Origin of the sequence: Streptomyces sp. NPDC101191 (genome assembly GCF_044767915.1) — a bacterium.
Classification (GTDB): domain Bacteria; phylum Actinomycetota; class Actinomycetes; order Streptomycetales; family Streptomycetaceae; genus Streptomyces.
Window position 1 is genome coordinate 629,041 of record NZ_JBIWOU010000005.1, and the last position, 20,478, is coordinate 649,518.

Sequence of the window (20,478 nt, forward strand, 5' to 3'; positions counted from 1 at the left end):
CAGGATAGACAAAAAGCGTTACCGAGTCACATTTTTTACCGGGTCACGCACGGTTCGGGTCCGCGCCGTACGGCAGCCCCTCCGCCAGCCGCCGGAAGGCCAGCCGGGTCGCCGCCACCGCCCCCGGCAGCACCTCCTCGACCCGCTCCCCCTCCGTGATCCGCCGGACGTTCTCCTCCGCCAGGACCCGCAGGACCGCCACCACCTGCGCCGCCGCCAGCCGCGCCGCCACCGGGTCCGCGCCGCCCAGGGCCTGCGCGAGCAACTCCTCCGACCGGGACCGGAACGCCGACATCCGGGCGACCAGGGCCGGTGTGCCGTAGAGCATCCGCAGGAAGTCGAGCACCGCCGGCACGTCGTTCAGGCCCGTCACCGGGTCGCGCCGCTCCAGTCCGTCGAGGACGTGGTCGCGCAGCGCGTCCAGCGGCGGCACGCCGGCCGCCCGTGCCTCGGTCACCACCCGGGCCGGCTCGTCCTGGTGATCGGCGAACCGGTACAGCGCCAGGTCCTCCTTGGCCGGGAAGTAGCGGAACAGCGTCGGCTTCGACACCTCCGCCGCCGCCGCGACCTCCGCGACCGACACCGCGTCGAAGCCCTTCTCCAGGAAGAGCGCGATGGCCACCTCGGAGAGCGTCTGCCGCGTCCGCTCCTTCTTCCGCTCCCGCAGCCCGCTCACGACGCCCTCCGCCTGTTCCCCGACCGGCTCTCGATCAGAAGATGTCCATACTCCACGGCCGCTGCGAGGTCCGCAGCAGCAGGTCCGCGCGGGCCGCCGCGCCCGGCACGGCCTCCTCGGCCCGGCCGAGCGCCGCCAGCCGCACGGCCGACTCGTCACCGAGCACCAGGGTCGCCAGGTCCGCCACGTCGAGCACCAGATCGGGCGAGGCGTCGGCCGGCGTCACCGCGCCTCCCTCGGGAGAGGCGTCGAGCCGAAAGCGCCCGCCCGCGAACCCGGCCCCGTCGCGCACGTCCAGGACCAGCGTGCCCTCGGTCGCGTACGTCCGGGGTTCGAGGACCTTCGGCACGTCCAGGATCCGCAGCCACAGCATGTCGGCGTGTGTCACGACCTGCGCGGCCCGCGGGTCCGGCAGCAGCAGCGGCAGCAGGTCGTCGGGCGCGCGGTAGCCGGTCCGTACGCGGGTGATCCAGTCGACCGAGCACACGTACCGCCACAGTGCGCGCTCGGCGGCCGGGGTGACGGCGACCAAGTCGCGCACGCTCGCCGTGTTCACCGGCTGCTTGGTGTCGCTCCACTTGTCGTCGGAGGTGTAGGCGACATAGCCCTCGGCCTCGCCGGCATCGTTGCGGTAGACGGCGTAGAAGGGCTCGGTCCACGGCTCGGCGTGATGGGCGTTCCCCGTGCCGACGTCCCAGAGGCGGGCGGTGCGGTCGGTCACCCCGGCCCGCTGCGCGGCCAGCCGGCGGTGCAGCGCCGGGCCCTCCTTGCGGATCTCGGCACCGTCCGACAGGTCGATCCGGCCACCGCCGTCCTCGGCCGCCGGGCCCGGCCGGCGACGGTCGAACCCGGCCCGCGTCACGTCCACCGCCCACTCGGTGGTCCAACTGGCCACCCCGAAGCCGAACCTGCCGTAGATCGGGTACTCGGCCGCGATCAGCGTCGCGCACGCGTCGCCCCGCTCCTTCGCGAGCGCCAGGTCCTCGGCCATCATCCGGCTGAGCAGCCCGCGCCGGCGGTGGGTCGGGGAGACCGTGACCCCGCTGACCGCGTTCGCCGCGAGGTCCGCGCCGCCGACCGTGCTCAGCCGCTGGTCGAAGGAGAGGAAGGTGGCGACCATCCGGCCGCGGTCGAACGCGCCGTAGGTACGCGAGAGATCGGTGTGCGGCAGCCGGTCGGCGACCTCCTCGTCCGACACCACCGGCGGCCGGAGGAAGCCCACCCTCTTGGCCCGCAGCCAGGCGGGGAACTCGGTCTCGTCGATCGCGCGCACCTCAAGGCTCATCCTCCGAGGCTATGCGGCCCGTCGAGGCCCCCGCACCCGAGTTTCGCCCCGGTCGGAACGCGTCAGGCGAGCAGGTCGTCGACCTGCGCCTCACCCTCCCGGTAGCGGCGGGCGATCTCCCCGCTGCAGTCGTCCGCGGTCCGCTGGAGCTCCTGCCGGCGCCGCGACACCTGCTGCTCGTAGCCCGCGAGCCGCCCCATCGCGGTGTGCAGCTCCTCGTCCGTACGCGCCGTCAGGTCCGACAGCTCGACCTCCGACAACATCTCGGCCGCGAGCCGCCGGTACTCCTCGCTGCGCGGCGTCGACAGTGTCACGTGCCGGGCCGAACGCGTCGCCGCCCCCGGCCGCGACGGCGTGTCCGCCAGGATCTCCGACAGGCGGTCGAGAACCGGCGCCTCCGGATCGCTGCGCCGCGCCAGCTCGGCCCGCAGGATATCGATCCGCCCCTGCAGCATCCGCCGCACGTAGCTGAGATCGGCCTCGTCGCCCTGCGCGTCGCGGCGCAGCGCCCGCAGCTCGGGCAGCCTCAGCGCGGCCAGATCCGGCCGCGGCCGGTCCGGCAGCTCCGGCTCGGTGGTCCGCTGTGCCGGCGGCCGCCCGACGGCACCGCCGACGGAGCCGCCGGCACGGGTCAGCGGTACGGGACCGGACGGCGTGTGCCCGGTGCCAGATGCACTCATGTGAATCGTCCCCTCGACCGGTGCGGAACCGCACCGCCTTTCCCGCATGGTGCCACTCCCGCCCCGGCCGACGCAGGCGGTCTGCACCCGTTCGGCCCTCACCGGCTCAGTCGGTAGGTTGGTCCGTATGCGAGCAGTGGTGCAGAGGGTCGACGGCGCGAGCGTCGTCGTCGCAGGGGAGACCGTCGGGGAGATCGTCGGCGAGGGGCTGTGCGTCCTGGTCGGGGTGACCCATGACGACACCCCCGAGAAGGCGGCGCAATTGGCCAGAAAGCTCTGGTCCGTCCGGGTACTGGAGGGCGAGAAGTCCTGCTCCGACGTGAACGCGCCGCTCCTCGTGATCTCCCAGTTCACGCTCTACGGAGACGCCCGCAAGGGGCGCCGTCCCACCTGGAACGCGGCCGCGCCCGGACCGGTCGCCGAGCCGCTCGTCGACGAGGTCGTGGCGCAGCTGCGGCAGCTGGGGGCGCGGGTGGAGACGGGCCGCTTCGGAGCGGACATGCGCGTGTCGCTCACGAACCACGGCCCGTTCACGGTCCTGCTGGAGGTCTGACCGGCGGGAAGCGGGCTCCGCCCGGCCGTACGGGCCGGTGCCGCCTCCGGCGCGTACGGGCCGGGGCACGGCACTCCGGTGCGGCTCGGCCCGGCCGGAGGCGGGGAGCGGCGGTGCTCCTCCGGCCGTGCTCCTCCGGCCGTGCTCCTCGCCCTACGGCTCGACGACGACCTCCTGCGCGGCGGCCGTGGTCCCCGCGACGAGGTCGGCGTCCACCGGCACGTTCCGCTTCACCAGGGCGAGGGCGATCGGCCCCAGCTCGTGGTGGCGCGCCGAGCTGGTGACGAAGCCCAGCTGCCGCCCCTCCGCCCCGTCGGCGGCGAGCCGCACCGGGGTGCCGTGCCCCGGCAGGTGCACCTCGCTGCCGTCCAGGTGCAGGAAGACGAGCCGCCGCGGCGGCTTCCCCAGGTTGTGCACGCGGGCGACCGTCTCCTGGCCGCGGTAGCAGCCCTTCTGGAGGTGGACGGCGCTGCCGATCACGCCGATCTCGTGCGGGATGGTCCGGTGGTCGGTCTCGAAACCGAGCCGCGGCCGGTGCGCCTCGACCCGCAGCGCCTCGTAGGCGAGGACACCGGCGGCCGGCCCGTGCGAGGCGGCGAAGGACTCCAGGTCCGCCCGCGGCAGGAACAGGTCGCGCCCGTGCGAGGTCTCCCGGACGACCACGCCCTCGGGCACCTCGGCGATCGAACCGGCCGGCAGGTGCACGACCGCGACGTCCTCCGTACGGTCGGCGACCTCGACCCGGTAGAAGAACTTCATCGACTCCAGGTACGCGAGGAGCTCGGCCTGGGTGCCCGGCTCCACGTGCGCCCAGACCGTCTCGCCGTCGTCGACGAGGTACAGGGCGTGCTCGATGTGACCGTTCGCGGAGAGGATCAGCGCGTCGGTGGCGCGGCCGGCCGGGAGCTCGCTGACGTGCTGGGTGAGCAGCAGGTGCAGCCAGCTCAGCCGGTCGTCGCCGGTGACGGCGATGACACCGCGGTGCGAGAGGTCGACGAAACCGGTGCCGTCGGCGAGGGTCCGCTGCTCGCGGAACAGATCGCCGTAGTGCGCGGCGACGCCTTCGTCACGGCCTTCGGCGGGGACGGCGCCGGGCAGGGACAGCAGTGGGCTCTTCATGGGAAAAGCCTACGACTCCGGGGCGGCGTCCTTCCGCGAGCAGTCCCGGCACCGGCCGAAGATCGCGAAGTGCTTCATGTCGGTCTCGAAGCCGAAGGTCTCGCGCAGCTTCCCGGTGAACTCGGCGGCCACCTCGACGTCCGCCTCGATGACCTCGTCGCAGTCGCGGCACACCAGGTGCAGATGGTGGTGCCGGTCGGCGAGGTGATAGGTCGGCGCCCCGTGCCCGAGATGGGCATGGCTGACCAGCCCGAGCTCCTCCAGGAGCTCCAGGGTCCGGTACACGGTGGAGATGTTCACCCCGGAGGCCGTCTTGCGGACCTCGACGAGGATGTCGTCCGGGGTCGCGTGTTCGAGCGCGTCCACGGCCTCCAGGACAAGCTGGCGCTGAGGCGTCAGCCGGTAGCCGCGCTGCCGCAGGTCGCTCTTCCAGTCGGTGCTCACCACGCCCCCAGTGTAGGAGGGCGCGGTGAGCTGCCCCAGGTTCCGCCGGTGCCTGCTTGTGCCTACCGGAAGAAGGCGATGCCGTCGTCGGGCATGTCGGGGAGGTTGCGCGCCATCTCGGCGACCTCCTCGGGGGTGACGACCTTCTTCAGGTGCGCCGACATGTAGGGGCGGAGCGGCACCTCGGGGGTGGCCTTCTCGCCGACCCACATGAGGTCGCTCTTGACGTAGCCGTAGAGGCGCTTGCCGCCCGTGTACGGGCCGGAGGCGGCGGTACGGGCGACGGCGTCCGTGACGAGGTCGATCTGCGGCTTCTGGTCGGCGAGCTCGCCGTACCAGACCTCGACGATGCCCTGGTCGCGGACCATGACGATCTCGACCTTGCGGTCCTTGTCGATGCGCCAGTAACCGCTCTCGCTCTCGAGCGGGCGGACCTTGTTGCCCTCGGCGTCCAGCACCCAGGTGTGCGAGTGGTACTCGAGGAAGTCCCGGCCGTCGTGGCTGAACGTCACGGACTGGCCGAAGTTGCACTTCTCGGCGCCGGGGAAGTCGGAGACGCCCGCGCCCTCCCACGTACCGAGCAGGAACGCGAGGGGGACGAGGTCCGGATTGAGGTCGGACGGGATCTCGATCATGAGCAGCTCAGACGTTCTGTGTGGAGGATGTTCAGCGCTGGCCCTGGTACAGCTTCTTCACGGTCAGACCGGCGAAGGCGAGGACCGCGACACAGACGAGCGCCAGCAGGACTTCGAAAAAGACGATCACTTGGTGCTCCTCGGTGAGCGGTGAAGGCGGAACGGGCCGGACCCCAGCTTAGTGGGCCGGGGTCCGGCGCTCTCGGTGAGGTGGGTCTCGGTGACGCTGGGTCCCGTACGGGCCGGGGGTCACCGGCCGGCGGTCAGCCGAGGAGCTGGTTCTGCAGGGTGAACGTCTGCCGGAAGGGGACCTCGGCAGCCCCGCCCTTGCGGGACTGGACGACCAGGGCGAGCGTGTCACCGGCCTGGATGTAGGCCCAGCGGGTCTGCTCGGGACCGTACGGCGCGAGCTCGGCGACCGTGTACAGCGCCGTGCGGTCGACCCGCACGCCGGTCCCGAGCGAATCGCTCTCGACCCCGTTCGTGCCGTCCAGGGGCAGGGTGTCCGCCGCGCCGACGTTCAGCACGTCGTCCTTGAAGGACTCCGAGAAACCGACCGACTTGAACCGCAGCAGGTAGACGGCGCTCTTCGTGCCGTCCGGCATGGTCCAGGCGCGGCCCGCGACGTGCCGCAGGGCGGAGTCGGCCACGGCCTCGCGCAGCAGACCGCGCCGCTCCTTCGGGTAGAGGGACAGGAACCGCTCCACGCTCACCCAGCCGCCGTCGGCCTTCGGATCCACGGTCGCGCCGGCCGGGGCGGGCAGCACGAGCGCGCGGAGGTCGGCGTGGTGGATCTCGCCCTCGTTGCCGGGCGTGAAGGGGCGCGGCGAGCCCTCCGGCAGCGCCGGGAGACGGAGCTTCGGATAGTCCCACCGGCCGTCGCTCGCCGTCGCGAGGCCGGGCACGTCGGTGCGCTCCATCGCCGTGATCCCGGCCGCGGTCCCGGCCCCGAGCCCGCCGCAGACCAGGACGGCCGCGGTCCAGCGGGCGACGGCGCCGAGCACCCGCCGCGAGCGGACGGGCGCGGCGGGAGCGGCGGGAGCGGGTCCGACGGGATTCGTCTGCTCCGCGGAGGCCACGGGGGTGCCCGGCTGGGGCAGCACGTCCGGCTCTGCGGTGGCCGGGGCGGCGTTCCCCCGGGTGGCCGGGGTGGCCGGCTCGGCGTCCGCCGGTGCCGCCCCGGGGAGCGACTGCTGCTCGGTCTCGCTCATACGTACTCCCCCGGGGACGTGATGTGGTCGAGCTGCTGCTTCACCAGCGTGGCGACGGCGGACTTGTCGAAGGGACGGCTGCCCGAGGCGTTGACCGAGACGTAGTAGTCGGACTCGGCCGCGGAGCAGACCATGCCGTCGAGGCTGCGGTCGCTGTCGTCCTCGGCCTCGTCGTCGCCCTTCGGCTTCGGCATCCCGAAGCAGGAAACGTCCCGGTGGCCCTCGATCCGGGGCCCCTTGGGGAGCTTCAGGAGACCGGCGATCTCGGCCTGCATCTTGCGCAGCTCCTTGCCGAACCGCTTGTCCTTCATGTGCACGACCTGCACCTGGACGACGAGCGCGTCGTCTTCGGAGGCGTACGAGCGCACGGCGATGCCCTGGATGCCGAGCTTGTCGATCCGCTTGTCGAACTCGCGGCGCTTCTTGCCGGCGAGGCCCTTGCCCTGCTGCTTGAGCAGCGCGGTCGCGTCGCGCGAGGAGAGCTCGCCGTCGTTGCCGTACCGCTCGACCTCCGGACCGAGCACGTACCCGTCGGGTACGGGCAGCAACAGCTTGCTCAGCGGCGTCGACGCGCGGCCGCGCAGGGCGGTGCCGGCCGCCGGGTCCTTGCTCTCGCTGCCCGGGGCCGGCTCCTCCCAGCCGAACGTCGGTGCGTGGCGTTCGGCCCCCGCCACGGTCACGCCGGTGTACGTCCCGCCGGCCGCGACGCCGAGCACGAGCACGCCGCCGAGGACGTACGGGAACAGGCGGCGCGGCTTCCGTGGGGCACGCGCGGCGGCGCCGGGTGCGGCCGCGGGCGCGGCGGCCCCGTCGGCGGCGGGCACGGTGCCGGCCGGGGACTCGGTGCCGGAAATCGGGGTCGTCTCCTCGCTCACAGGCGCTCCAGCTGTCGTTCGGCCAGAGAGGAGATGTCCTTCTGGCTGATCTTCTTGGCGTCCGCCATGAAGATCTCGATCATGACGTCGCCGCGGTGCAGGTAGGCGCGAGCCTGGTAGAGGTCGTGGTAGCCCGCCTTGCGGTCGACGGGGAGCAGGTAGGTACGGCCGTCCTTGCTGCCCTTGACCGGCGTGCCGTAGCCGGCGTCGTCCTCCATGAACCCGCGCTGGTCCTCGGCGTGTTCGGCGGCGCCCTGGCCGCCGTCCGCGCGGAACTGCACCAGGTTGATCTGCGTGATCCGGTACTCACCGGTGCGCCAGGCCGTGCTCGCGATCCTGCGGACGCCGTTGCCCAGCAGGTACTCGAACTCGCCCGAGGGCCCGTCGAAGTCCTCGGCGTACGCCGCGAGACCCTTCCAGCCGTCCTCCGGAGCGAAGTCGACCTTCCTGGCACCCGCCGGCTTCTGCAGCAGGAGCTTCCGCAGGTCCCCCTCCGTCCTCAGACCGCGGTCCTCGGCCGCCGTCAGCGGCACCGGCTCCTGCCCCTTCGGCAGCGGCTTCGCCGGGTAGGCGAGACCGGGCTGGTTGAGCGGCGGGAGCGGGGTCGGTTCGCGGTCGGCCTGGATGCCGTAGCCGACGGCGGTGCCGCCGACGATGCCCAGGACGGCGGCGACAGCGATCAGCGCGAGCGTGCGGCCGGTCCGGCGGCGCTTCGGCGCCTCGTCCGGAGCCACGGCCGGAGCCACGGCCGGAGCCGGAGCGGTAACCGGCACCGGTGCGGGTACCGGACCCGGGTCCGGCCCGGACACCGGGGTGTTCTGAGCGGATTCCACCGCTTCTGAGCCTTGCAAAGCAGCCCCCCCACGAGACTAGAAGCGCGGATTCCGTTACCCGCGCGCCCAAGTGACACGTGAGGGGTGCACGAGGTTGCGTCGCCCCGCATTACAGTTCGGCATATGGCGAAGAAGCTCGTGATCAAGGTGACCGCCGGGGCCGACGCCCCCGAACGCTGCTCCCAGGCCTTCACCGTGGCCGCCGTCGCCGTCGCGAGCGGCGTCGAGGTCTCCCTGTGGCTGACCGGTGAGTCCTCGTGGTTCGCCCTGCCGGGCCGCGCGGCCGAGTTCGAACTCCCGCACGCCGCGCCGCTGCCCGACCTGATCGACTCGATCCTGGCCGCCGGCCGGGTCACCCTCTGCACGCAGTGCGCGGCCCGTCGCGAGATCACCGAGGACGACGTCCTGAAGGGTGTCCGCATCGCGGGCGCGCAGGTCTTCGTCCAGGAGGCGATGGCGGACGACACCCAGGCGCTCGTCTACTAGGGCGCGTGCCGGGGACTCCGCCCCCGCGGGTCACTTCCCCGGCGGCTTCTTGCCGTCCAGCTCGTCCCACCACTCGTCGGACTGCCGGTCGCCGCTCGGGTCGTCCCACCAGCGGTCTTCCGGGCCGCGCCGGTTCGCGATCATGGCGGCGACGGGCGGGATGACCATGGCGACCACGCACATCGCGATGGCCGCCTGCACCGAGAAAAGGCGCACGACGGCCCAGGCGCCCACGAAGAGCACCAAGCAGACGCCCATCATCCAGAAGTAGACGCGCCGTCGCCGTGCGTACACACCTTCAGCGTACGTCCGCGGCCCGTTCCCGGACAGACCGAAGGGCCGTGCCTCGAGTCCTGGTCGGCGTCCAACCCCCCAGGAGGCACGGCCCTCCGGCCGTTCGGTGGTGCGGTGTCACACCGCGATGGCGACCTCGGCCAGGCCACCGTGCTGGGCCACGACCTGACGGTCGGCGGTGCCGCCCGGCACCAGGGCGCGGACGGTCCACGTGCCCTCGGCCGCGTAGAAGCGGAACTGGCCGGTGGCGGAGGTGGGGACCTCGGCCGTGAACTCGCCGGTCGAGTCGAGAAGGCGGACGTAACCGGTGACGGGCTCGCCGTCCTTGGTCACGTAGCCCTGGATCGTGGTCTCACCGGGCTTGATCGTCGAGGCGTCGGGGCCGCCGGGCTGCGCTCCACACATGTTCTTGGATTCCTTACGGTCGAGGGGTCCGGATGACGGGGATCCGGGGATACCGGGAGGTCCCGGGTCCCGGAGGGGTCCGGGTACCCGGGCGGGGGAGGTTCCGGTGGATCCGGATCCGGGGGCTTACTTGCCGGAGCCGAGCTCGATCGGCACGCCGACGAGGCTGCCGTACTCGGTCCACGAGCCGTCGTAGTTCTTGACGTTCTCGACGCCGAGCAGCTCGTGCAGGACGAACCAGGTGAGCGCGGAGCGCTCGCCGATGCGGCAGTAGGCGATGGAGTCCTTCGCCAGGTCGACGTTCTCGTCGGCGTAGAGGGCCTTCAGCGCCTCGTCCGACTTGAAGGTGCCGTCGTCGTTGGCGTTCTTCGACCACGGGATGTTCTTGGCGCTCGGCACGTGGCCGGGGCGCTGCGACTGCTCCTGCGGGAGGTGCGCCGGGGCGAGCAGCTTGCCGGAGAACTCGTCGGGCGAGCGCACGTCGACGAGGTTCTGGGTGCCGATCGCGGCCACGACGTCGTCACGGAAGGCGCGGATGGAGGTGTCCTGGGCCTGGGCCTTGTAGTCCGTCGCCGGGCGGTTCGGGACCTCGGCGCCGTCGACCAGGTCGCGGGAGTCGAGCTCCCACTTCTTCCGGCCGCCGTCGAGGAGCTTGACGTCCTGGTGGCCGTAGAGCTTGAAGTACCAGTAGGCGTAGGACGCGAACCAGTTGTTGTTGCCGCCGTAGAGGACGACCGTCGTGTCGTTCGCGATGCCCTTGGCCGACAGGAGCTTCTCGAAGCCCTCCTGGTCGACGAAGTCGCGACGGACCGGGTCCTGGAGGTCCTTGGTCCAGTCGATGCGGATGGCGTTCTTGATGTGGTTCTTGTCGTACGCCGAGGTGTCCTCGTCCACCTCGACGATGGCGACCTTCGGGTTGTCGAGGTTGGCCTCGACCCAGTCGGCATCGACCAGGACGTCGCTGCGAGCCATGCTGTTTCTCCTCCGGGGCAGTGTGCGGCGGTGCGTGCAGGGGGTGGTGCGGGTACGCGTCGGCTCGTGCGGGGATGAGGCGTACGGCTGCGCGAGGTGGCCCCGACATGGCGTCGTAGGGCCTGAGGAATACGGGAGCAGTGCGTCCCGCTCAGACGGTGCGACAGAGCATGGCGGCGATGCGGCACAGGTCTACTGCCCGCCGCTTCGTGAGATCCGCCTGTCGCTTCATGCCCCCGATCGTAGGGACGGACAGGCGGCCGTGTCACCGGTGTGTCGTATTTTGAGACGCGATCGTCCGGGATGCGGGACGACGAAGGGGTGCGGATCGCCGGCGAGGCGCCCTCGCCCCACTTCCCCGCCGGTGTTTCTGCGGATCGGACTTCCGCGTCTCAGCATGTGATCAGCGGGGTGTTCAGCCCGCCGTCAGGGCCACGTTCCGGCCGGTCACCGTGACCACCAGGCCGTCCGCGCGCGCCTCGACCTTCGTCAGCCGCATGCCCTTCGGCAGACCCTCGATCCGCCGGTCGAAGTCGGTCACCGAACGCACCTTGTCCTCCAGGAGCGGGATGCCCTCGCCGGGAACCTCGTCGGCCCGCACCCGGATGGTGTCGCCGTCGACCAGGGTCACCGTGGACAGCACGCTGCGGGTGAGCGTCCGGCCGAGGAGGCGCACCCCGCCGGTGACCTTCACCTTGCCGTTGCCGCCGTAGCCGACCTGGGCGTCGCGCCCGGAGGCGGCGGCGAGGTCCGCGTACGAGATGAGGGCGGTGCCGTCGGCACTGCCCGCCCGTTCGATCGCGTAGTCCTCGTCCAGGGTGACGTCGTGGAGCGCGGCCGTGAGCTCGCCGATCCTGACCGGGCGGCCGCCCGCCGTCGCCTGGACCCCGGTGAGCCGCACCTCGACCTCGTCGAAGCGCCGGCCGGCCACCTGCGTGAGGAACGGGAAGCCCTTGATGTCGACGTCGGTGGACTCCGCCTTGACGGCCCCGAGCCGTACCCCGTCGGCCGCCTCCGACTCCGCGTACGACGCGGCGATCCGGTCCGCGCCGACGAGCAGCCCGCCGAGCACCAACGCGAGGATCAGCACCATCCGCAGTGCTCGCATGCGTTTCTGCCCCCTGATCACGAGTCCGGCCCCCCGACACGAAGATCGACGTGTCGGGGGGCCGGTCGGTTCCCCTGGGCGCGTGGCACGCCTTACGCGAGCGCCCTGCCCAGCAGATAGACGGCGGGCGCGGCGGCGGTCAGCGGCAGCGCCACACCCGCCGTCATGTGCACGAACCGCGACGGGTAGTCGTAGCTGGCCGCCCGCAGGCCCACCAGCGCGCACACCCCGGCGCCGAGGCCGAGCAGTGCCCCGGAGGCGCCCAGGTCCGTGAAGCCGCCGGCCGCGATGCCCGCGCCCGCGGCGGCGAGCAGGGCGACGCCCACGGAGACCGGTCCCGGCAGCGGGACCGCCCGGGCGAGGACGGCGGCGGCGACCGCGACGGCCCCGACCACGACGGCGTCCGGCTCCGCGCCGAGGTGCCCGGCGGCCAGGACCGTGAGGGCCGCCGAGGCGACCGTGGCCATGAGGCCGTACATCCGCTCGTCGGGGTCGGCGTGGCTGCGCAGCTGCAGGACGAGGGTGAGCAGCACCCAGACGCCGAGCGTGCCGAGGATCGCGGCGGGCGCGTGCTCCCGGCCCGCCGCGAGCAGCGCCACGTCGGCGACGACGCCCCCGAGGAAGGCGAGGGCGATGCCCTGCCGGGCGGGCCACATGCCGTTGAGCCGGAACCAGCCGGCGGCGGTGACGGCCTGCAGCAGGAGCAGCGGGACGAGCAGCGCGTAGGGGCCGACGGCCGCGCCCGCCGCGAGCAGCACGCCGAGCACCGCCGTCAGGGCGGCGGGCTGCATCCCGGGCTCGATGATCGGCGAGCGCCCCTCGGCGCGGGCGCGCTGGGCGTCGGAGATCCGGGTGTTTCCGGAGGTGGTGGGCGCGGAGTAGGCGGGGCCCGGCACCGGCGCGGCGGCCCGCTCGTGGTCGGCGGCCTGCTCGGGGCCGGTGGGGACCGGCTCCTGCGCCGGCGCGGCGTAGGCCTCGTACGCGGGCGCCTCGTGCGCGGGAGTCCCGTACGCGGGTGCCGCCGGCACGTCCCCGTACGCGGGCGCCCCGCCCACCGGCGTCCCGTACGCGGGCGGGTGGGCCGTCTCGGGCGGCAGCGGGTGGCCGCCGGTTGCGTACGGCTGCTGCGGGTGGGACTCGTGAGGCTGGTGAGGCTGGTGGGGCTGGTGCTGGGGCGCCAGGTAGGTCGTGTGGTCGTAGGCCGCCGGCGCGGGCGCGGGCTGCTGCGCCTCGGGCCGGGAACGGGGCCGGACCGTGGGCTGGTACTGGGTGTCCCAGGTCTGGCCCTCCCACGTCTGGGTGACGCCGGGGTCGTACGGCTGACCGCCCTGCGGGGCCCCGTGCGGGTCGTCCTGCGGCGCGTACGGGTACTGCTGATCACTGCTCATGGTGTGCGGTTCACCCTCCTGCGAACGGGGGGAGCACCTCGACCGTGCCGCCCTCGGCCAGCCGTACCGTCTCATGCGCGCGGGTCCCGACGGGATCGCCGTCGATCAGGAACGAGCAGCGCAGAAGGACCCGTGCCAGCTCGCCCGGGTGCCGCTCGCGGGCCGCGTCCAGCGCTTCCGCGAGGTTCTCGGCGGCGTACGGCTCCTCGGCGACTCCGGCGGCGGCCTTCGCGGCGGCCCAGTAGCGGATGGTTCCCGCTGCCATGACGGCACTCCCTTCGTTCGTGTGCGCGCCGCCCCCCATGATGGGCTATGGCCGGGTGAGCCAGTTCCCGAGGCGGTCGAGCAGCTCGTCGCCGGCGGCGTTCTCGGCGTGCCCCATGCCCCGTTCCAGCCACAGCTCCAGCGGGGTGCCGGCGGCCTCCGCCGCGGCCGCCAGCATCCGGGGGTGGTCGACCGGGAAGTACGGGTCGCGGTCGCCGTGCACGACGAGCAGCGGGGTGGGCGCGATCAGCGGCACCGCCTCGAACGGCGCGAGCGGCACCGGGTCCCAGTCCTTGCGGTCGATCCGGGTGCCGAGCCCGTAGCGCCCGACGAGGCGGCCCACCGGCCGCGTGATCACCCAGTGCACGCGACGCATCGCGGGGGTCCCCCGGTAGTACCAGCGCGCGGGGGCCGAGACGGCGGCCACGGCGTCCGGGCGGGCGTCCGTCCCCCTCTCCAGGGCGGCCTGCCGCAGCACGACCGAGCCGCCCATGGAGAAGCCGACCGTCACCACGCGCGCGTGGCCGAGCTCACGTGCCCAGCGGACGGCGGCGGACAGGTCGAGGACCTCGCGGTCGCCGACCGTGGAGAGGCCGCCGGAGCCGCCGTGGCCGCGGAAGGAGAACGTGACCACGTTCGCGTGGCGGCGGAGGACCTGGGCGGCGCGCCGCAGCGCGGGCCGGTCGACCGAGCCGGTGAAGCCGTGCGCCACGACGACCGCCGTATCGGTGACACTGGCCGTACACGGTTCGTAAACCGCCTCGATACGGACATCGTCAACGGTGCGCAGGATTGCGCGGCGGGTGACGGAAGTGAGCGAGGAAACATCCACCATGTGAAATCGCCCCTCTACCGCAGAAGTCATGTGAGCTATTCTGCTGTCAGAGGATCCGGGCAACGCAGCCCCCGGGTCCTTTTGTGTTTTCCGACCGTTGTTACGAGCAGGTGAACAAAAGCTCTCGGGGCGCGAGAGCCACGTGTGAGTACGACCCAGCAGTGCCGCAGACGTCCTCGCAGGGACCGAGGAGGAACCGACGTCATGGACGAGCGAACGACGCACGACCGACCGACGACACACGCGACCCCGGCAGGGGGGACGCGATGAGCTCTCTGCTGCTGCTCACCAACGCCCTCCAGCCGTCGACCGAGGTGCTGCCCGCCCTCGGTCTGCTGTTGCACAACGTGCGCGTGGCTCCCGCCGAGGGACCCGCGCTCGTGGACACCCCGGGCGCCGACGTGATCCTCGTGGACGGCAGGCGCGACCTGCCGCAGATCCGCTCGCTCTGCCAGCTGCTCCGCTCCACGGGACCCGGCTGTCCGCTGGTCCTGGTCGTGACGGAGGGCGGCCTCGCGGCCGTCACCGCCGACTGGGGCATCGACGACGTGCTGCTCGACACCGCCGGTCCCGCCGAGGTGGAGGCGCGGCTGCGGCTCGCGATGGGCCGCCAGCAGATCGTCGCGGACGACTCCCCGATGGAGATCCGCAACGGCGACCTGTCGGTCGACGAGGCCACGTACAGCGCCAAGCTCAAGGGCCGGGTCCTGGACCTGACCTTCAAGGAGTTCGAGCTCCTCAAGTACCTCGCCCAGCACCCGGGCCGGGTCTTCACCCGCGCCCAGCTCCTGCAGGAGGTGTGGGGCTACGACTACTTCGGCGGCACCCGAACGGTCGACGTCCACGTACGGCGACTGCGGGCCAAGCTCGGCCCCGAGCACGAGTCGCTGATCGGCACCGTCCGCAACGTCGGCTACCGCTTCGTGACGCCGGAGAAGCCGGACCGCACGGAGGGGCGGACGGAGGCGCGGGCGGAGGCGCGCGTCAAGGAGGACACGCGGGAACTCACTCCGGTGGAGGACCGTTAACGTGGCGTACGCCACAGCGCGACCTGCCGGTAGCTAGGTCACCACGCGTAGACTTCCGCGCGTGGCCAAGGTGACGCGGGATGACGTAGCGCGACTGGCGGGTACTTCGACCGCGGTCGTGAGTTACGTGATCAACAACGGACCCCGGCCGGTCGCCCCGGCCACGCGCGAGCGTGTCCTCGCCGCCATCAAGGAGCTGGGCTACCGGCCCGACCGGGTGGCCCAGGCGATGGCGTCCCGGCGGACCGACCTCATAGGCATGGTGGTACCGGACGCGCGCCAGCCCTTCTTCGCGGAGATGGCGCACGCGGTCGAGCAGGCCGCCGCCGAGCGCGGGAAGATGGTGCTCGTCGGCAACTCCGACTACCGCACCGAGCGCGAGATCCACTATCTGCGCGCCTTCCTCGGCATGCGGGTCTCCGGGCTGATCCTGGTCAGCCAGGGCATGAGCGAGCAGGCCGCGAGCGAGATCGAGGCCTGGGACGCCCGTGTGGTGCTGCTGCACGAGCGGCCCGAGGCCATCGACGACGTCGCCGTCGTGACCGACGACATCGGCGGCGCCCAGCTCGCCACCCGGCACCTCCTGGAGCACGGGTACCCGTACGTGGCCTGCATGGGCGGCATCCCGAACACCCCGGCCGTCGGCGACCCGGTGGCCGACCACGAGGAGGGCTGGCGGCGCGCCATGCAGGAGGCCGGGCTCCCGATCGAGGGCCGGCTCTTCCAGGCGCCGTACAACCGCTACGACGCGTACAAGGTCGCGCTGGAGGTGCTCTCCGGCCCCGACCGGCCGCCGGCCATCTTCTGTTCGACGGACGACCAGGCCTTCGGTGTGCTGCGGGCCGCCCGCGAGCTGCGGATCGACGTGCCGACGGAGCTCGCGGTGGCGGGCTTCGACGACGTGAAGGAGGCGGCGCTGAGCGACCCGCCGCTCACCACGGTCTACTCCGACCGCCCGGCGATGGCCCGGGCGGCGGTGGATCTGGTCCTGGACGACTCGCTGCGGGTCGCGGGCTCTCGGCGCGAGCGGGTCAAGCAGTTCCCGTCGGCGCTGATCGTCCGCCGCTCCTGCGGCTGCGGCTGAGCCGCACCGGGCGCCCTCGGGGCGGGGCCCGCGCCTTCGGGGGCGGGGCGAGGCCCTCGCACCCCGGTCGGGCGCCCGTCTTTATTTCGGGCATACAGGGTTCTGTCGGGCTTCTCAGCCCCTCCTCAGACCGTTCTCATGAACGGCTCCGAGAGTCGTGGTCATGACGGACGACACGCAGCCCCAGCCACAGCAGCAGCCGTACTACCCGCCGCGGCCGCCGTACGACCCGGCGCAGCCGATCACCACCGAGCCCGGCACCACGGTGTGGCCGTCCGGTGGTCACGTACCGTCCGGCGGTCACGTACCGCCGCCCACGGGGCCGGCCGGCCCGGTGGGCGCCTTCCCGGCCGCCCCCACCCCGCACCGCCGGGCCCGGCGCGGCGTCGGCCTGATGGCCGCCGTGGCCCTGGCCGCCGCGGCGATCGGCGGGGGAACCGCGACCCTCGTCCAGCAGTGGACCGCCGACGGCGGCACGAGCGCGTCCAGCGCGGTGAGCGGCACGAACGTGTCCGCGAGCAGCAAGGGCACGGTCGCCGGGGTCGCCCAGGCCGTCTCCCCCTCCATCGTGGAGATCTCCGCGAGCTCGAACGCGGGCAAGTCCACCGGCTCGGGCGTGATCATCACCGGTGACGGCGAGATCGTCACCAACAACCACGTCATCTCCGGCGCCTCCCGGATCAGCGTGCAGACCTCCGACGGCAAGTCCTACGACGCCAAGGTGGTCGGCACGGACCCCGACAAGGACCTGGCGCTGATCAAGCTGGAGGGTGCCTCCGGCCTCAGGACGGCGACGCTCGGCGACTCGTCCAGGGTGCGGGTCGGCGACGGAGTCGTCGCGATCGGCTCCCCCGAGGGCCTGACCGGCACCGTCACCAGCGGCATCGTCTCCGCGCTCGACCGCGACGTCACCGTCGCCAAGGACGACGGCGGACAGGACCAGGGCCAGGGCCAGCAGTACGACCCGCGCCAGGGCTGGCCGTTCGAGTTCGGCGGGCAGCAGTTCAACGGCGACACCGGCTCGTCGAAGACCACGTACAAGGCGATCCAGACCGACGCCTCCCTGAATCCCGGGAATTCCGGCGGCGCGTTGATCAATATGAACGGGGAGATCATCGGAATCAATTCGGCCATGTATTCGCCCAGTTCTTCGAGCGGTTCCTCGGCCGGCAGCGTCGGTCTCGGATTCGCGATCCCGGTGAACACCCTCAAGGCCGACCTCGACGACCTGCGCTCGGGCGGTGCCGGCTGAGCACGTGGGACGCTGAGCCCATGACGGGACAGCAGAACGAATCCGAGGGCCCCGAGCGCATCCTCATCGTCGACGACGAGCCCGCCGTCCGGGAGGCGCTGCGCCGCAGCCTCGCCTTCGAGGGGTACGGGACCGAGGACGCCGTCGACGGGCTCGACGCGCTGGCCAGGATGGAGTCGTACCGCCCCGACCTGGTCGTCCTCGACGTCCAGATGCCCCGCATGGACGGACTGACGGCGGCCCGCCGGATCCGGGCCGCCGGCTCGACCGTGCCGATCCTGATGCTCACCGCCCGCGACACCGTCGGGGACCGGGTGACCGGGCTCGACGCGGGCGCGGACGACTACCTCGTGAAACCCTTCGAGCTCGACGAGCTGTTCGCCCGGATCCGCGCCCTGCTGCGGCGCAGCTCGTACACGGCGCCCGCCGCCCCGGCGGCCGCCGGCGGCGAGGTGCTGTCCTTCGAGGACCTGCGGATGGACCTGGCCACCCGGGAGGTGACGCGCGGCGGGCGGCCGGTGGAGCTGACCCGTACCGAGTTCACGCTCCTGGAGATGTTCCTGGCCCATCCGCGGCAGGTCCTCACCCGTGAGCAGATCCTGAAGGCCGTGTGGGGCTTCGACTTCGAACCCAGCTCGAACTCGCTCGACGTGTACGTGATGTACCTGCGCCGCAAGACGGAGGCCGGCGGCGAGCCGCGCCTCGTCCACACCGTGCGCGGGGTCGGCTACGTGCTGCGCGGCGGCGGTGGGGGCGTGGAATGACCGGCCCCGTCGCCTGGTTCCGGTCCCGCCCGCTGCGCTCCCGGCTGGCCCTGCTCACCGCGCTCGCGGTGGCGGTCGCGGTGGCGGCGGTCTCCCTGGCCTGCTGGTTCGTGACGCGGGCGCAGCTGGAGCACGAGCTGGACTCGGCGCTGCGCAACAGCAAGGTGGACAACGGCTATCTGAACCTCGTGCTCGGCGGCTGCCGGAACGGCCGCCAGGCTCCGCCGCTGCCGCCGTACACGGTGCAGGTGATCCTGGTCGACGGCACGGTCTGCACGTCCGGCAAGGCGCCGATCCCGGCGCAGGCCTCGGACGTGGGAGTGGCCCGCGGGCTGCTCACGGACGCGCTGCACACCACGAAGGACGAGGGCGGGCGCGAGATGCGCGTCTTCACCTACGCCGACCCGAACCGGCCCGGCATGGCCGTCTCCCTGGCCCGCCCGCTGTCCGAGGTCGACAACTCGATGTCGACGCTCGGCTGGGTGCTGCTCCTGGTCTCCGGCATCGGTGTCGTGGGCGCGGGCGCGGCCGGTCTGTGGGTGGCGCGGACGGGCCTGGCCCCGGTGGACCGGCTGACCGGGGCGGTCGAGCACGTGGCGGCGACCGAGGACCTGACGGTGCGGATCCCGGTGGAGGGCGAGGACGAGATCGCCCGGCTGTCCCGGTCCTTCAACGCGATGACCGCGGCGCTCGCGACCTCCCGGGACCGGCAGGCGCAGCTGATCGCGGACGCGGGCCACGAGCTGCGCACGCCGCTGACCTCGCTGCGGACGAACATCGAACTCCTCGCCCGCAGCGAGGAGACCGGCCGCGCGCTGCCGCCGGACGACCGGCGGGCGCTGATGGCCTCGGTGAAGGCGCAGATGACGGAGTTGGCGGCGCTGATCGGCGACCTCCAGGAGCTGTCCCGGCCGGAGGCGGTGACGCCGGGCCCGCTGGAGGTGGTGCCGCTGCACACGATCCTGCGCTCGGCGCTCGACCGGGCGCGGCTGCGCGGCCCGGAGCTCACCTTCGAGACGGACCTCGCCCCCTGGTACGTACGGGCGGAGCCGGCGGCCCTGGAGCGGGCCCTGGTCAACGTCCTGGACAACGCGGTGAAGTTCTCGCCGCGGCGCGGGGTGGTCGAGGTGCGGCTGATGCGCGGCGAGCTGACCGTACGGGACCACGGCCCGGGCATAGCGCCCGAGGAACTCCCGCATGTCTTCGACCGCTTCTGGCGCTCGCCGTCGGCGCGCAGTCTGCCGGGCTCGGGGCTCGGCCTGTCGATCGTGGCGCGCACGGTGGGGCAGGCGGGCGGCTCGGTGGAGCTCGCGGCGGCGGAGGGCGGGGGCACGGTGGCGACGGTGCGGCTGCCGGGGGCGCCGACACCGCCGCCGGCGGTGGACGGAGGGCGGTCAGTTGTGCCGGATGAGGGACTCGACGAGTCCTGAGCGGGTGTTGGGGTAGTCCATCGGGACGATGCCGAGCCCCTTCCAGCCGGCTCCCTCGCCGTCGAGGAGCGAGTGGACCTGCGGGTTGAGACGGTCGGCGTTCCAGCGGGGCGGGAGTCCGGCCGCGGTGGACACGAAGTTGACGTAGAAGCGGCCGGGCTGGCCGGCGGCCTTGCGGAACTGGTCCCGGACCTTGGGCCACTTGCCGAAGGGCTCGGCCTGGTAGTCGTCCTGCACGTCGAAGTACGTGCCGTCCGCCCAGCGCAGGCCCGGCAGGCCGCCGTTGTCGGCGAGGAGGACGACCTTGCCGCGGGCCTCGCCGAGGGTCGGCACGCCGGAGCCGATCCGGAAGAGGGGGCGCCAGCCGCGGTTGTCGAGGTAGTCGTCGAAGACCGCGCGGAAGGTGGCGTCGGACTCGGAGGAGTACTCCTGCTTGACCCGCATGAGGACGGTCTCGCCGGGGTGGGCGGCGAGGAAGTTCCAGCAGGCGACGAGGACGTCGCCGAACATCAGGTTCTGGTAGAAGGCCCCGTGGTGGATCGCGAAGGAGCCCCCGGTCACCCGGCACCGCACGTCCAGGAACCGGATGCCGCTGTCCAGTTGCTGGGCGATGGTGGTGTTCTGGCATTCGGTCCAGAGGCCGCCGAAGCGGGCGCCGGAGTCGTGGGTGCCGGGGATCGTGAGCTTCTGGAGCGGGGTGGGGTCGCCGTGGGCAGCCATCCAGTCCTGCGTCCCGAGGGCGGTGGCCGCCCGGGCGGAGGGGGTGCCCACGATGAGGGCGGCACCGGCTGCGGCGGCGCCCGCGAGAAAGCGTCGTCGGTCCATGGGCGGCACTATGGCACTGCTTGACGTGCTCC

24 protein-coding genes are annotated in these 20,478 nt (G+C 72.6%); 7 read left to right on the forward strand and 17 right to left on the reverse strand.

Annotated elements, in window-relative coordinates; all coding sequences use genetic code 11:
* Nucleotides 1-43: 43 nt before the first annotated feature.
* From ACIRQF_RS22730 to ACIRQF_RS22740, 3 genes are all read right to left on the reverse strand, one after another.
* Nucleotides 44-676 (reverse strand): TetR/AcrR family transcriptional regulator, encoded by a 633-nt coding sequence (locus tag ACIRQF_RS22730; RefSeq protein ID WP_404094447.1) that lies wholly within the window; start codon nucleotides 674-676, stop codon nucleotides 44-46.
* Nucleotides 677-710: 34 nt separating this feature from the next.
* Nucleotides 711-1,961, reverse strand: a complete 1,251-nt coding sequence (locus ACIRQF_RS22735) for a GNAT family N-acetyltransferase (protein WP_404094449.1) — start codon at nucleotides 1,959-1,961, stop codon at nucleotides 711-713.
* 62 nt (nucleotides 1,962-2,023) lie between these two features.
* A complete protein-coding gene (locus ACIRQF_RS22740; protein WP_376632719.1) occupies nucleotides 2,024-2,641 on the reverse strand; it encodes an ABC transporter substrate-binding protein in 618 nt (205 codons plus the stop codon).
* A 127-nt stretch (nucleotides 2,642-2,768) separates the two neighbouring features.
* Here ACIRQF_RS22740 and dtd point away from each other — a divergent pair, with 127 nt between their 5' ends.
* Nucleotides 2,769-3,194: a D-aminoacyl-tRNA deacylase gene (gene dtd / locus ACIRQF_RS22745; RefSeq protein WP_128977900.1), complete on the forward strand. Its 426-nt coding sequence runs from the start codon at nucleotides 2,769-2,771 to the stop codon at nucleotides 3,192-3,194.
* A gap of 153 nt (nucleotides 3,195-3,347) precedes the next feature.
* Here dtd and ACIRQF_RS22750 read toward each other — a convergent pair whose 3' ends face one another.
* The 6 genes from ACIRQF_RS22750 to ACIRQF_RS22775 all read right to left on the reverse strand — a co-directional run bounded on the left by ACIRQF_RS22750 (nucleotide 3,348) and on the right by ACIRQF_RS22775 (nucleotide 8,212).
* Complete coding sequence (locus ACIRQF_RS22750; RefSeq protein WP_376632717.1) at nucleotides 3,348-4,313, reverse strand: YgfZ/GcvT domain-containing protein; 966 nt, start codon at nucleotides 4,311-4,313, stop codon at nucleotides 3,348-3,350.
* Between the two features lie 9 nt (nucleotides 4,314-4,322).
* Nucleotides 4,323-4,760: a Fur family transcriptional regulator gene (locus ACIRQF_RS22755; RefSeq protein ID WP_376632715.1), complete on the reverse strand. Its 438-nt coding sequence runs from the start codon at nucleotides 4,758-4,760 to the stop codon at nucleotides 4,323-4,325.
* A gap of 59 nt (nucleotides 4,761-4,819) precedes the next feature.
* Complete coding sequence (locus tag ACIRQF_RS22760) at nucleotides 4,820-5,392, reverse strand: FABP family protein (protein ID WP_376632713.1); 573 nt, start codon at nucleotides 5,390-5,392, stop codon at nucleotides 4,820-4,822.
* Nucleotides 5,393-5,655: 263 nt separating this feature from the next.
* The gene (locus ACIRQF_RS22765) at nucleotides 5,656-6,603 is read right to left on the reverse strand and encodes a hypothetical protein (protein WP_404094455.1); all 948 of its coding nucleotides are present in this window, start codon (nucleotides 6,601-6,603) and stop codon (nucleotides 5,656-5,658) included.
* On the reverse strand, nucleotides 6,600-7,478 hold the full coding sequence (locus ACIRQF_RS22770) for a hypothetical protein (protein ID WP_404094457.1): 879 nt from the start codon (nucleotides 7,476-7,478) through the stop codon (nucleotides 6,600-6,602). Before ACIRQF_RS22770 ends, ACIRQF_RS22765 begins: the two co-directional genes overlap by 4 nt.
* Nucleotides 7,475-8,212 (reverse strand): hypothetical protein, encoded by a 738-nt coding sequence (locus tag ACIRQF_RS22775; RefSeq protein WP_404094460.1) that lies wholly within the window; start codon nucleotides 8,210-8,212, stop codon nucleotides 7,475-7,477. Before ACIRQF_RS22775 ends, ACIRQF_RS22770 begins: the two co-directional genes overlap by 4 nt.
* A gap of 222 nt (nucleotides 8,213-8,434) precedes the next feature.
* Between ACIRQF_RS22775 and ACIRQF_RS22780 the strand changes: the two genes are divergently transcribed.
* Entirely contained in the window at nucleotides 8,435-8,797 is a 363-nt protein-coding gene (locus ACIRQF_RS22780; RefSeq protein WP_376632705.1) for a DsrE family protein, read from the forward strand.
* A gap of 30 nt (nucleotides 8,798-8,827) precedes the next feature.
* On the opposite strand, the gene ACIRQF_RS22785 is transcribed toward ACIRQF_RS22780, so the two are convergent.
* From ACIRQF_RS22785 to ACIRQF_RS22815, 7 genes are all read right to left on the reverse strand, one after another.
* Nucleotides 8,828-9,091: a DUF3099 domain-containing protein gene (locus ACIRQF_RS22785; protein WP_376632703.1), complete on the reverse strand. Its 264-nt coding sequence runs from the start codon at nucleotides 9,089-9,091 to the stop codon at nucleotides 8,828-8,830.
* A 117-nt stretch (nucleotides 9,092-9,208) separates the two neighbouring features.
* A complete protein-coding gene (locus ACIRQF_RS22790; protein WP_376632701.1) occupies nucleotides 9,209-9,496 on the reverse strand; it encodes a DUF1416 domain-containing protein in 288 nt (95 codons plus the stop codon).
* Between the two features lie 126 nt (nucleotides 9,497-9,622).
* Nucleotides 9,623-10,468: a sulfurtransferase gene (locus ACIRQF_RS22795; protein ID WP_376632699.1), complete on the reverse strand. Its 846-nt coding sequence runs from the start codon at nucleotides 10,466-10,468 to the stop codon at nucleotides 9,623-9,625.
* Between the two features lie 415 nt (nucleotides 10,469-10,883).
* Complete coding sequence (locus tag ACIRQF_RS22800; protein ID WP_389751085.1) at nucleotides 10,884-11,576, reverse strand: DUF2993 domain-containing protein; 693 nt, start codon at nucleotides 11,574-11,576, stop codon at nucleotides 10,884-10,886.
* Nucleotides 11,577-11,668: 92 nt separating this feature from the next.
* Nucleotides 11,669-12,964 carry a hypothetical protein gene (locus tag ACIRQF_RS22805; protein WP_404094464.1) on the reverse strand — a complete coding sequence of 432 codons (1,296 nt, stop codon included), beginning with the start codon at nucleotides 12,962-12,964 and terminating at the stop codon, nucleotides 11,669-11,671.
* Between the two features lie 10 nt (nucleotides 12,965-12,974).
* Complete coding sequence (locus tag ACIRQF_RS22810) at nucleotides 12,975-13,229, reverse strand: MoaD/ThiS family protein (RefSeq protein WP_376632694.1); 255 nt, start codon at nucleotides 13,227-13,229, stop codon at nucleotides 12,975-12,977.
* A gap of 45 nt (nucleotides 13,230-13,274) precedes the next feature.
* Nucleotides 13,275-14,093: an alpha/beta hydrolase gene (locus ACIRQF_RS22815; protein ID WP_376632692.1), complete on the reverse strand. Its 819-nt coding sequence runs from the start codon at nucleotides 14,091-14,093 to the stop codon at nucleotides 13,275-13,277.
* 236 nt (nucleotides 14,094-14,329) lie between these two features.
* Here ACIRQF_RS22815 and ACIRQF_RS22820 point away from each other — a divergent pair, with 236 nt between their 5' ends.
* The 5 genes from ACIRQF_RS22820 to ACIRQF_RS22840 all read left to right on the forward strand — a co-directional run bounded on the left by ACIRQF_RS22820 (nucleotide 14,330) and on the right by ACIRQF_RS22840 (nucleotide 19,621).
* Complete coding sequence (locus ACIRQF_RS22820; RefSeq protein WP_404094468.1) at nucleotides 14,330-15,091, forward strand: response regulator transcription factor; 762 nt, start codon at nucleotides 14,330-14,332, stop codon at nucleotides 15,089-15,091.
* A gap of 61 nt (nucleotides 15,092-15,152) precedes the next feature.
* Nucleotides 15,153-16,175 (forward strand): LacI family DNA-binding transcriptional regulator, encoded by a 1,023-nt coding sequence (locus ACIRQF_RS22825; RefSeq protein ID WP_376632688.1) that lies wholly within the window; start codon nucleotides 15,153-15,155, stop codon nucleotides 16,173-16,175.
* 163 nt (nucleotides 16,176-16,338) lie between these two features.
* Nucleotides 16,339-17,427, forward strand: a complete 1,089-nt coding sequence (locus tag ACIRQF_RS22830) for a S1C family serine protease (RefSeq protein WP_404094470.1) — start codon at nucleotides 16,339-16,341, stop codon at nucleotides 17,425-17,427.
* A 20-nt stretch (nucleotides 17,428-17,447) separates the two neighbouring features.
* Nucleotides 17,448-18,191 (forward strand): response regulator transcription factor, encoded by a 744-nt coding sequence (locus ACIRQF_RS22835; RefSeq protein WP_382479419.1) that lies wholly within the window; start codon nucleotides 17,448-17,450, stop codon nucleotides 18,189-18,191.
* On the forward strand, nucleotides 18,188-19,621 hold the full coding sequence (locus ACIRQF_RS22840) for a sensor histidine kinase (RefSeq protein ID WP_389751081.1): 1,434 nt from the start codon (nucleotides 18,188-18,190) through the stop codon (nucleotides 19,619-19,621). The genes ACIRQF_RS22835 and ACIRQF_RS22840 overlap by 4 nt, the downstream gene beginning before the upstream one ends.
* Here ACIRQF_RS22840 and ACIRQF_RS22845 read toward each other — a convergent pair.
* Nucleotides 19,586-20,446, reverse strand: a complete 861-nt coding sequence (locus tag ACIRQF_RS22845; protein ID WP_376632682.1) for a phosphatidylinositol-specific phospholipase C — start codon at nucleotides 20,444-20,446, stop codon at nucleotides 19,586-19,588. The two genes, ACIRQF_RS22840 and ACIRQF_RS22845, sit on opposite strands and share 36 nt — an antisense overlap.
* Between the last annotated feature and the right edge of the window lie 32 nt (nucleotides 20,447-20,478).

Excerpts from the sequence above, each read along its gene's own strand:
- ACIRQF_RS22750 (WP_376632717.1), bottom strand. The coding sequence starts at position 4,313 with ATGAAGAGCCCACTGCTGTCCCTGCCCGGCGCCGTCCCCGCCGAAGGC.
- ACIRQF_RS22820 (WP_404094468.1), top strand. The coding sequence starts at position 14,330 with ATGAGCTCTCTGCTGCTGCTCACCAACGCCCTCCAGCCGTCGACCGAG.
- ACIRQF_RS22790 (WP_376632701.1), bottom strand. The coding sequence starts at position 9,496 with ATGTGTGGAGCGCAGCCCGGCGGCCCCGACGCCTCGACGATCAAGCCC.
- ACIRQF_RS22840 (WP_389751081.1), top strand. The coding sequence starts at position 18,188 with ATGACCGGCCCCGTCGCCTGGTTCCGGTCCCGCCCGCTGCGCTCCCGG.
- ACIRQF_RS22845 (WP_376632682.1), bottom strand. The coding sequence starts at position 20,446 with ATGGACCGACGACGCTTTCTCGCGGGCGCCGCCGCAGCCGGTGCCGCC.
- ACIRQF_RS22765 (WP_404094455.1), bottom strand. The coding sequence starts at position 6,603 with ATGAGCGAGACCGAGCAGCAGTCGCTCCCCGGGGCGGCACCGGCGGAC.
- ACIRQF_RS22830 (WP_404094470.1), top strand. The coding sequence starts at position 16,339 with ATGACGGACGACACGCAGCCCCAGCCACAGCAGCAGCCGTACTACCCG.
- ACIRQF_RS22810 (WP_376632694.1), bottom strand. The coding sequence starts at position 13,229 with ATGGCAGCGGGAACCATCCGCTACTGGGCCGCCGCGAAGGCCGCCGCC.
- ACIRQF_RS22815 (WP_376632692.1), bottom strand. The coding sequence starts at position 14,093 with ATGACTTCTGCGGTAGAGGGGCGATTTCACATGGTGGATGTTTCCTCG.
- ACIRQF_RS22800 (WP_389751085.1), bottom strand. The coding sequence starts at position 11,576 with ATGCGAGCACTGCGGATGGTGCTGATCCTCGCGTTGGTGCTCGGCGGG.
- ACIRQF_RS22780 (WP_376632705.1), top strand. The coding sequence starts at position 8,435 with ATGGCGAAGAAGCTCGTGATCAAGGTGACCGCCGGGGCCGACGCCCCC.
- ACIRQF_RS22735 (WP_404094449.1), bottom strand. The coding sequence starts at position 1,961 with ATGAGCCTTGAGGTGCGCGCGATCGACGAGACCGAGTTCCCCGCCTGG.
- ACIRQF_RS22795 (WP_376632699.1), bottom strand. The coding sequence starts at position 10,468 with ATGGCTCGCAGCGACGTCCTGGTCGATGCCGACTGGGTCGAGGCCAAC.
- ACIRQF_RS22740 (WP_376632719.1), bottom strand. The coding sequence starts at position 2,641 with ATGAGTGCATCTGGCACCGGGCACACGCCGTCCGGTCCCGTACCGCTG.
- ACIRQF_RS22835 (WP_382479419.1), top strand. The coding sequence starts at position 17,448 with ATGACGGGACAGCAGAACGAATCCGAGGGCCCCGAGCGCATCCTCATC.
- ACIRQF_RS22805 (WP_404094464.1), bottom strand. The coding sequence starts at position 12,964 with ATGAGCAGTGATCAGCAGTACCCGTACGCGCCGCAGGACGACCCGCAC.
- ACIRQF_RS22760 (WP_376632713.1), bottom strand. The coding sequence starts at position 5,392 with ATGATCGAGATCCCGTCCGACCTCAATCCGGACCTCGTCCCCCTCGCG.
- dtd (WP_128977900.1), top strand. The coding sequence starts at position 2,769 with ATGCGAGCAGTGGTGCAGAGGGTCGACGGCGCGAGCGTCGTCGTCGCA.